The 11,726-nt window shown below is 60.9% G+C and carries 2 protein-coding genes; one reads left to right on the plus strand and one right to left on the minus strand.

Features of this window, described 5'->3' with window-relative positions; all coding sequences use genetic code 11:
- Window positions 1-10,980, minus strand: a 10,980-nt coding sequence (locus QM600_RS25620; RefSeq protein WP_283264511.1) for a non-ribosomal peptide synthetase, incomplete at its 3' end; no start/stop codon positions are given.
- Window positions 10,981-11,569: 589 nt separating this feature from the next.
- Here QM600_RS25620 and QM600_RS25625 point away from each other — a divergent pair.
- On the plus strand, window positions 11,570-11,726 hold a 157-nt coding region (locus tag QM600_RS25625), incomplete at its 3' end, for an SDR family NAD(P)-dependent oxidoreductase (RefSeq protein ID WP_283264519.1).

Raw genomic sequence — 11,726 nt, forward strand, 5'->3', positions numbered from 1 at the left:
CGCCACCGCACCCTCGAACCACGCCGGCAACGTCGACGAAACACCGGAATCAACACCGACACCGCTCCACGAGAGCACCCGATCCAGTTCACCCGCAGCCAGGACATCCACATCACCGACAGCCACACTCGGATCGGCAGAAACCACACGCAAGATCGAGGCGAACCGATCAGCGAACGACGTCACGGTGGATTCGTCGAACAGATCTGTCGCATATGTCAAGGACGCCGAAATACCGGCAGCAGAGCCGGATTCGTTTGTTCTTTCTGTGATGGTCAGCTGGAGATCGAACTTGGCCAACGCCAAGTCTGCATTTTCGATAGTGATTGCGACATCACTGAGTTGCAGAGTGGTCTGCTCCAGATTCTGGAAGGTCAACGCCATCTGGAATAGCGGATGGTGCGCGCGCGAGCGCACCGGATCGAGGGCCTCGACGAGGCGCTCGAACGGAACATCCGCGTGCGCGAAAGCCTGCAGATCCACTTCACGTGTCGAAGCCAGCAATTCCACGAATGACATCGACGGATCGACCTCGGTACGCAGCACCAACGTGTTGACGAACATGCCGATCAGATTGTCGAGCTGCGCGTCTCCGCGACCGGCAATCGGAGTTCCGATCGCGATATCCGTCGTCGCCGTCAATCGTGACAGCAGTACGGCCAACGCCGAGTGCACGACCATGAACGGTGTGGAGTTGGATTGCAGTGCAAGCTCGTTGATTGCGTCGTGCAGGTCAACGTCGAGGTCGAAGGACACAGTGGCGCCATGTCCTGATGCAACCTCGGGGCGGGTGCGATCACTCGGCAGATCCAACTGCGAGGGCAGATCAGCAAGCGCTGCAGACCAGAACGCGATCTGCTTCGCGATGATCGATTCGGAATCGTCCTCCGAACCGAGAACGCTGCGCTGCCACAGCGTGTAATCCGCGTACTGCACCGGCAACGGCGCCCACTCCGGAACGCTGTGACGGGTACGTGCCTCATACGCGACCATGACGTCGCGGGTAAGCGGTCCCATCGAGAAACCGTCGGTGGAGATGTGGTGGACCACGAACATCAGTACGTAATCCGCTGAATCAACTCGATACAGCGCTGCGCGCAACGGAATCTCGGCCGTCACGTCGAAGGGTGTTGTCGCCAATGCCTCCACTGCTTCGGGCAGTTCAGCGGCTGTCAGCGCCGTCGGAACCAGCTCGAGAGCTACATCTGCCGGCAGGATCTCCTGGTACCCGACACCGTCGATGTCCGGGTACACGGTGCGCAGCACTTCGTGGCGCCCGATCACGTCGCGAATCGCCTGGCTCAGGGCATCCACGTCGAGCGCACCGGCGATCCGGATTGCAATCGGAATGTTGTTGACGGCAGATTCTGGTTCGAAACGATTGAGGAACCACATGCGCTGCTGCGCCAACGACAACGGAATTCGTGCGGGACGCGTCTGCGGAACCAGCGCCGCCAAAGCACCCGACCCTGCGTGAACCTCGAGCCGAGCCGCCAATGTCGCAACCGTCGAGGCCTCGAACAACGCGCGGACGGGGACAGTGGTATCGAGGGCGTTACTCAACCTGGCTGCAACTCGAGTAGCGACCAACGAGTTGCCACCGAGGTCGAAGAAGTCGTCGTCGCGGCCCACCGGTGAAACACCGAGCACCTCGGAGAACACCTGCGCAACAGTGGATTCGCTAGCAGTGACCGGCGCTGCGTAAGTCTTGGCCTCGAATGCCGGGGCCGGCAGCGCCTTGGTGTCGGTCTTACCGGCGGTGGTCAAAGGAATGGAATCGAGAACGAGGACGGCGTCCGGCACCATGTAGCCGGTGAGGAACTTCGAGACGGATTCGATCACAGCGGACGGATCGACTACGGATCCGGCTTCCGATACCACGTAGCCGACCAGTCGATCACCGAATTCTTCATCGGCACGGACCAGGACTACCGCCTGTGCGACACCCTCACAACGAGACAACGCTGCTTCGATTTCGCCAAGTTCGATGCGGAATCCGCGAATCTTCACCTGGAAGTCGCTGCGGCCCACGTATTCCACGGTGCGACCGTCGATCCACCGGACGATGTCACCGGTGCGGTAGAGGCGATCGCCGGAGCCACCGAAGGGGTCGGCGACAAATCGGCCGGATGTCAGTCCCGACTGCCCCAGGTATCCCCGAGCGACCTGAATGCCCGATACGTAAAGCTCGCCGGCAACCCCGACCGGTACCGGCTGCATACGGTCGTCGAGGATGCGCGCAGACATTCCACGGACAGGTCCACCGATGTTCATGCGATCGAACGCGGTCAGCGTGTCACTGATATTGCTGGCAACGGTAGATTCGGTGGGGCCGTAGGCGTTGAAGAACCCGCGTACCGAACCATCCGGCAGCGGCACAGCCCACTTGGACACCAGTCCCCGGGAACTGGCTTCACCGCCGACAACAACAACCCTCAGTGCGTCCAGGCCAGCAGGGTCCACGGAGGCCAATGCTGCCGGTGTGATGAATGCGTGAGTGACAGAGTGCAACTGCAGGATCTGCGCCAGTTCGGCCCCGCCGTAGACACTCGTCGGCGCAATCACCATGGTCGATGCGGCACCGAAAGCCATCAACAGTTCCAACACCGACGCGTCGAAGCTCGGAGACGCGAAGTGCAGAGTCCGGGCGTCAGCGCTCAACTCGTAACGTTCGACCTGCTCTGCACAGAAGTTCGCCACACCGGCGTTGTCTACGACTACACCCTTGGGAAGCCCGGTGGTGCCGGAGGTGTAGATGACGTAGGCAGCATTCTGCTCGCGAATCGGCGCGCGCAATTCCAGAACACCGATCGAAGTCGCGGGCTGCGCGGCGAGGGTTTCCTCGAATTCGGCTTCGTCGAGTGCTATCCAGGTTGTCGCGGCCGGAAGCGTCGACGCGAATCTGCTTGTCGTGAGACCAAGCGCAGCACCGGAGTCGGAGACCATGTGTGCAACGCGGTCTACCGGATACGTCGGGTCGACCGGCACAAATGCAGCACCCGTCTTGGCCACCGCCCACAGCGCGAGGACTGACTCGGCAGATCGCGGAATAGCAATGGCCACTCGATCTTCGGGCCCGACGCCTTGAGCGATCAAGACACGTGCCAACTGGGACGAACGTGCATCGAGGTCCTGGTACGTGATCGTCACGTCGCCGTAGCGGATGGCCTCCGCGGCAGGATTCACGGACGTGGCGTTCATGAGAATATCCGCGAGAGTTCCCGAAATGCCCTCGGGACCATGCACATCGGTCAATGTCAGTCGTTCATCGGAGTCGAGGATCTCGATGTCGCCGACAGTAACGGCCGGGTTTGCCACCACGGATTCCAGAATGCGAATCAAACGCTGAGCAAAGCCTTCGATGGTGTCTGCGTCGAACAAGTCGGCTGCGTAAGTGAACTCTGCCGAGATGCCCTGCAGTTCTCCGTGCACGCCGATCGACTCGGTAGCCGACAGTTCGAGATCGAACTTCGCTGTTGTCGTGTCGATTTCGACAGCCTTGACTGCCAGCCCAGGCAGCTCCAACTCAGTCTGCGCCAGATTCTGCAAAGACAGTACAACTTGGAACAGAGGATGCCGGGCCTGCGAGCGTGTCGGCGACAGGACATCCACCAGTCGCTCGAACGGTACGTCGGCGTGGCTGAACGCGCTCAGCGCTACATCACTGGCGGTCTGGAGCAGATCCGTGAACGGCGCGGACGAATCGACATCCGTCCGCAATACGAGGGTATTCACGAACATCCCGACAAGATCGTCCAAAGCTTGGTCGCCTCGACCGGCCACCGGCGTTCCCACGGCGATATCGGAAGTTCCACTCAGTCTCGCGAGCAGCACTGCGAGCGCAGCATGCAGCCCCATGAACAGAGTTGCATTGTTCTCGCGCGCAACGGCGTCGAGTCGGGCATGTACATCAGCCGAGATCTCGAAGGCGAATCGCTCACCACGCATCGACGCAACATCTGGACGAGGACGATCGAGGGGAAGCTCGATCTGATCGGGCAGGCCCGACAAGGTCTCGGTCCAGAACGAAATCTGCTGCGACATCAACGAAGCCGAATCATCCTCCGATCCGAGTACCTCACGCTGCCACAGCGAGTAGTCCGCATACTGCACCGGCAGTGGGTGCCACTGCGGCGCAATGCCGTCCTTGCGCGCGGAGTACGCGATCATGACGTCTCGACCCAACGGCGCCATCGACCAACCGTCGGCTGCGATATGGTGAACCATGATCGCCAGAACGTGCTCGTTGTCGTTGCGCGTCAACAATCGGACGCGGATCGGTGCGTCAACGGTGATGTCGAGCGTCGTGGAACCTACTGCGGCAATGCTGTCTTCGAGACCCGATTCGTCGACGTCGACAACATCCAGACCTCGGAAAATCTGTGCGGCATCGAGAACCGACTGGACAGGCCCGGAATCCGTATCGGGATAGACCGTACGAAGAACCTCGTGCCTGGCCAGTACGTCCTCGAGTGCCCGTTCCATTGCGACGACGTCGAGAGTTCCGGTCAGGTGCAATGCAAAGGTGATGTTGTACGCGGCGGAATCATTGTCGAATCGGTTCAAGAACCACATGCGTTGCTGCGCGAGCGACAACGGAATGTGAGCCGGACGAGCGTGCGCGACAAGCGCTCTGCGCCCGCCGCTGCCCGCGTGAACCTCGAGGCGTGCAGCAAGTGCCTCGACGGTCGAGACGTCGAACAACATCCGAACCGGCACCGAGGTGTCGAGGGCTTTGCCCAGCCGGGAAGTGACCTGCGTGGCAATCAGCGAGTTTCCACCGAGTGCAAAGAAATCGTCGTCGAGACCGACGCGTTCCGCACCGAGGACGTCCGCAATCACCTGCGCGACAATCTCTTCGACCGGTGTGGTGGGTGCACGGAAATTGCGAACCTCGAACACGGGAGCTGGGAGCGCACGACGATCCAGCTTGCCGTTGGACGTGAGCGGAATTTCATCCACGATCATGAATGACGACGGGATCATGTACTCGGGCAGCGTCGCCGCGATAGCCGGAGAAAGTGCGTCCGGGTCAATCGCCGATTGACCGTCGCCCACGACATACGCAACGAGCTGATCGCCCAGTCGCTCGTCGCTGTGCATCAACACAACCGCTTGGACTACCGCGTCGAGGGCGACGAGGGCAGCCTCGATTTCACCCAGTTCGATACGCAGACCACGCAACTTCACCTGGAAGTCGCTACGTCCGACGTAGTCCAACTGTCCCTGGTCATTCCATCGAACGAGGTCGCCTGTGCGGTACATCCTGGAACCGCCGGTCCCGAATGGATTGGCGACGAATCGCTCAGCCGTCACGTCGAATCGACCACCGTAGCCACGCCCGACACCGACGCCCGACACATAGAGTTCGCCGATCATTCCTGCCGGAACGGCATGCAACCGGGTGTCGAGTACGAACAAGTCGATGTTCGGAATCGGCGTTCCGATCGGGACACCACTGGTGTGTTCGGAGGTCGCCGCAAGAGCCGAAACAACGTCGGAAGCCTCGGTCGGTCCGTAGCTGTTGACGATCCGGACACCGTCGCGCATGAGATGCGCCAACCGGGAGATCTGGATGGGTTCACCACCGAGGAACGCAACATCCAATTGCGACAACACTCCGTCGAGGTCCGCATCCGAAAGCGCGATGAAAGCACTCGGCGACATATTCGCTACACGAACGCCACCGGCCTCGATGGTCGCCAGAATCTCCTGAGGATCGAAGCCGGCTCCACTCAGATGGAGCGGCACTCCATTGGCCAGCGCTGCCCACACGTTTTTCTGTGTCAGGTCGAAACTCGGCGAAGACGCAACAAGAATCGGCCCGGCTTCCCGGAGCTCGGAACGGTACCACGTGACGGTGTTCTCGATGCCGCCCATGGGTACCATCGTCGGCTTCGGACGACCCGTCGAGCCGGAGGTCGAAATCACGTATCCGAGATGATCTTTCGCCCTCGCACCAACCCACGGGTCGATCGGACGGATCACGGCGCCGTCCGTGAAATCCTCGGATTCCACAACGAGCACAGGGATGCTCAGATCGACGGCCTGCGCACTCACCACACACGACGCATCGGTGTCTTCGAGAATGGACTGAATACGCTCATGAGGAAAGCTCGGATCGATAGGAGCGTAGGCAGCTCCGACCTTCCAAACACCCAACATTGCCACGACCCATTGCCACGACCGAGTGACCGTCAAAGCAACGACGTCACCGACGCCGACGCCGGCAGTCTCCAAACGCCGGGCGAGTACGGTCGACCGGCTGTCCAACTCTTCGTAGGTCAGCACTCGTGTCTGATCCGATACTGCGACGGCGGACGGGTCGGAGTCGACGCTCCGATAGAACGCAGACAGAATGGACGAGCTGGGGGCTGCAGTTCGTGAACCGACCGACCAGTCGAGCACCTGCGACGCTTCGTCCTTGCCGAACACCGCGATATCTCCGACCTTGATGGCCGAATCTTCCACTACTGCATTCACGATGCGCACCAAGCGGTTCGCGAACTTCTCCATGCTCGACGCGTCGAACAAATCAGTCGCGTATGTGAGAGTCGCCTCCAGACCGTCGAATCCGTCTGCCCCGTCGTTTCCCTCGGAGATCATCAACTCCATGTCGAACTTCGCGATCGGCACCTCGAGTTCTGCGGCCACCGCTTTCACACCCGAGAACTCGAGTTCGCGTTTGGCACTGATCTCGGCGGTCAATGCAACCTGGAACAACGGGTGGCGGGCACGAGAACGTGGGGGGTTGAGTGCCTCGACGAGTCGCTCGAAAGGAACATCGGCGTGCGCATATGCAGCTAGACCCGAATCACGAACTCGCTGAATGAGATCGACGAAGGGCTCGTCGAGATCAACCGTGGTGCGAAGTACCAGGGTGTTGACGAACATACCGATCACGTCGTTGAGCGCTTGATCACCACGTCCGCCGATCGGGGCACCGATCGCAATGTCTGTTGTCCCACTGATACGGCTGAGCAACGCCGCATAGGCCGCCTGCAACACCATGAACAGCGATGCGTTATTCGAACGCGCCAACTCGTTGAGCTTGCGTGTTGTTCGCTCACTGATCCGGAAATGGTGCTTTGCACCATGATTCGACGCGACGGCTGGACGCAGTCGGTCTGTCGGCAAGTCCAGTTGGTCTGGCAGACCGGACAGAGCAGTCCGCCAGTAGCTGATTTGGCGAGCAGACTCGGAGCGTGGATCGTGCTCGGAACCCAACGCCTCGCGCTGCCACAACGCGTAGTCCGCGTACTGAATCGGCAACGGCATCCAGGCCGGCACGGAATTCTCGTTTCGCGCCGAATAGGCGACAAGAAGATCGCGGGCCAGGGGCCGGAATGACAGTCCATCTGCTGCGATGTGATGCAGAACCATCACGAGCACGAAGTCCGTCGACGACACTTCGAACAATGCGACCCGCACCGGAATCTCCAGTGTCACGTCGAAACCGCGCGCGGCGATGGCGACCAGTGCAGCATCAAGATTCGAATTGCGTATCTTGGTCGGATTCAACTCCACGACAGCGCGCTCAATCGGCAGAATGACCTGTTGCGCAGTGCCATCCACGTCGGGATAAACGGTACGCAATGACTCATGGCGCGCAAGCAGATCCATGACAGCCGCCTGCAGCGCTGCCGGATCGACGGATCCCGTCAACCGAACGGTGAAAGGAAGGTTGTAGGCAGGCGTCGACGGGTCCAAACGATTGATGAACCACATGCGCTGCTGCGCCAACGACAGCGGAATCACGTCAGGGCGCGGTTTCGCAGTCAGCGGTGCAACCGATTTGGCACTCCCCGCCACCGATTCCGCCCGGGCAGCGAGAGCGGCCACCGTGGTCGATTCGAAGAGTTCGCGGACTCCGAGCTGAACGCCCAGTGCTGACCCGACGCGGGTCACCAGTTGTGTTGCAACGAGCGAGTTTCCACCGAGCTCGAAGAAGTCGTCGTCGATGCCGACCCGTTCGACGCCGAGAACGTCTGCGAAGACGTCGACAACGACCCGCTCGGCCTCGGTGCGCGGTTCGCGGTACTGCTTGGCGCTTTCGAACACCGGGTAGGGCAACGCGGCCCGATCCAGCTTTCCACTCGTGTTGAGCGGCAGCGCTTCCAGAATCATCAGCGCAGCCGGAACCATGTACGACGGCAGGCTTCGGCCTGCGAATTCACTGAGTACTGAAGATTCGATACTGCGCCGTGGGCTGGGAACGATGTAGCCGACCAGCTGGTCGCCCGTCGGTGTCTGCGTCACCAGGACCACGGCTTGCGAGACATCCGGATGCGCGAGCAACACGGTCTCGATCTCGCCGAGTTCGATTCGCTGACCGCGGAATTTGACCTGGAAGTCGGTACGCCCGATGTAGTCGAGGTTGCCGTCCTCACGCCGCCGCACGAGGTCTCCGGTGCGGTACATACGTTCACCGGCCGGGCCGTAGGGGTTTGCCACGAAACGATCGGAACTGAGGTCGGGTCGACCGACGTATCCGCGAGCCAACTGGATACCTGCGAGGTAAAGTTCGCCCGGTTGCCCGATCGGGGTGGGGCGTACGTGCGCATCGAGGACGTAGGCTTGAGTATTCCACTGCGGCAACCCGATCGGAACCGACGTGGTATCTGCAGCACACGCTTCGTAGTACGTCACGGACACTGCGGCTTCGGTGGGTCCGTACAGGTTGTGCAGACGCGCACCACACAGTTCACGGAATGCAACGGCTGTTTCCGGCGGGAGCGCTTCACCGATGACAAAGACGTGGCGCAGTGAATCACACGATCCGGCAGGGGCATTGGCAGTGAACAGCGTGAGCATCGACGGCACGAAGTCCGTAATGGTGACGCGATGTTCGGCAATCTTGCTCGCGACGTACATCGGGTCGCGATGGCCGTCCGGCGTCGCGATCACAAGAGTCGCACCGACGCGGAGCGGCATGAAGAATCCCCACAGGGAGACGTCGAATGTCGTGGCCGTCTTCTGCAGGTAGACGTCGGAAACGCCGAGTTGGTACTCGGCATTCATCCACTGAAGTTGATTGTTGATTGCCGCGTGAGTGACGGCCACGCCCTTGGGGCGTCCCGTCGAACCTGACGTGTAGATGACGTACGCGGTGTTCGAATACCGCAGTGGTGCAAGACGATCCGCATCGACGACGGGGCGGGTGTCGAGTTCGGCTTCGGTAAATCCGTCGATCTCGAGGACTCTGGTTCCGAGCGGGAAGTCGACCGCATCCCGGGCAGTGGTCAAGACACACACCGGTCGAGCGGAATCGAGGATGTACGCGGTTCGATCTGCCGGGTGATCAGGGTCGACCGGCACCCAGGCTCCGCCGGCCTTCGCGATGGCGTACATGCCCACCATCAGGTCCAGAGAGCGTCGAATTGCCAGGCCGACAAGCGATTCCGGACCTACACCCATGGCGATCAGTTTGCGTGCCAGCCCGTTGACCTGGGCGTCGAACTCCGCGTAGGTAAGTGAATTCCCCTCGAAGATCAGCGCAGTCGAGTCGGGAGTCTTGCCGACCTGACGTTCAAAGGGATCGGTAATAGACTGGGAGAGAACGTGATAGCCGGTGCGATTCCAGAGGGCAACCCTCTTACGTTCCTCGTCGGACGCAACGGACAAGTCCCAGACTCGGCGACTGGTTTCGGCGGAGATGAACTTTTCGAGGAACTCCACGAACCGCGAATGATTACGTTCGGCTTCCGCAGCGGAGTAAAGATTCGGATTCGATTCGAAGTCGATGTGAGTCCGCGACTCACCCACACTCTGGTACAGGTTGACACCGAGGTCTTCAATCAAACCCGTTGACAGAATGTGCAATTCGCCCACCAGAGGACCGAAAGCAAGTTCCGTGGAAAACATCATGATGTTGATCCACGGGCCGAAGAATCCGCCCTGACCGGGGCCGGAACCGTCACGGACCATGTCCTCGTGGCGATAGCGCTGGTGACGCAAGGCGCCCGACATCTCGCTGCCGACGCTGTCGAGGAGTTCTTGCACCGTCGTCTCGGCCGTGATCTTCAGTCGCAACGGCACGACGTTGGAGACCATTCCGCCGGATCGCCGAAGCACTGCGGTGGTTCGGCCCGAGACGGGCAAGGACAACGACACGTCCTCGCGCCCAGTCATCTGCGCCAGGTATGCCGCAAAGGCCGCAACAACAGCACCCGCAACCGTCGTATTCTCGACCCGCTCGAGGAAGCGAGCGAGCAACGCTTCGACGTGATTGGACAATGCCGCACTGTCGATCCGACTGACCGGTTCCGGCGGAGCGCTGCGGCCTGCGAGACTCGAGACCTCATCGAGGTCGGCGATCTTTGCTGCCCAGTACTCGCGGTCGGTGTCGAATCGGTTGGACTTACGGTACTTGCTGTCGATCTCATACACGTCCCGCAAGTCGGAAGCTTCATTCGGCGTCGGTTCGCGGCCTTCGACCCGAGCGGAATACAACTCGGCTACCCGCGTGACAAAGGTCGACGCTCCGAAACCGTCGAGAATCGTGTGGTGAACCCGGGTGTACCAGTAGTAACGGTCCTGACCGAGCCGCAGAATGGTCGCCGAGATCAATCGGTCTTCGAGCATGTCGATCGGGCGGCTACGGTCTGCGCGCATCCACCGCATTGCGGCGTCGTGCGGGTCGGCTTCACTGCGTACGTCGACGTAACCAACCGAGTCGTCGAGGGTGTTGTCGATGACCTGGAAGGGCTGTGCGTCGACCTCGAAGATCCGCACGAATGCCGAACCCAGTTCACGGCCGGCGTCGGCGCATGATTCCCGAAGCACGTTCAGTTGCAGCGCGCCCCGCAATTCGACGTACTGAGCGATATTGACGGGTACCGAAGGATCGAGATGCTGCGCGAACCACATGCCGAGCTGGGCCGCTGAGAGTGGAAATGCGCCTGATCGCTGACCGTCTTCCGGCGAGCTGCCGACCTCCGACTTGCCGCTCTCCAGTTTTCCGTTTCCCAGCGAATTCACGCCCACAGCCTCTCTTCCACACCATTACGTACACGCTTCCAGCGCACTCTTCCGCGCTACAAGCCTGCACCGATCTCATCCACCCGCTATGAGCCAGAACGATTCATCATCTCTGATCTGTCCTGGGCATGACAAAGCCACACCAGACATATCGAGTTTTCAGTCGATGTTCGTTACAGCAACGGACCGCTTCACGGCCCCCACGCCGACACTTCGCGCAATGCAACGAGCACCGCCGACAACTCCCCCTTCACACTTGCCGACCCAGCGGTCGGATTCGAGCAAGTTTCACACGGCCCCACGCACCCCTGGGTAGCCGCTCACCAAATGTACAGGCTTTCGAAACCTAGATGATTCATGCTGTTCAACAGCATTTTGATACCGACAATGCGGACGTCGATGCGCAGATGTGACATCCGTCGCGCACCCGAACACGACGAAGCGGGGGGGGCCCGGGGCGCCGCGCCGCGGTTGCGCGAAACTCGCCGAGACGATCACGTGGGCCGCGACCGAAGGCCGCCTCACCGTCCTCGACGACACCCCGGTCCCGGGCCCGATCGTCCACTAAGTCAGCCGGAAAGGAACTTTCGTGATCGACGTCAAGCAGTACGGCCCCTGGGCCGTCATCGCCGGCGGCTCCGAGGGCGTCGGTGCCGCGTTCGCCGACGAGCTGAGCAAGGCGGGGCTGAACCTGGTGCTCGTCGCCCGCAAGCCCGGCCCGCTCGAGGAGACCGCCGAGAAGGTCC

It is taken from the genome of Rhodococcus sp. IEGM 1379 (genome assembly GCF_030056815.1).
Taxonomy (GTDB): Bacteria; Actinomycetota; Actinomycetes; order Mycobacteriales; family Mycobacteriaceae; genus Rhodococcus_F.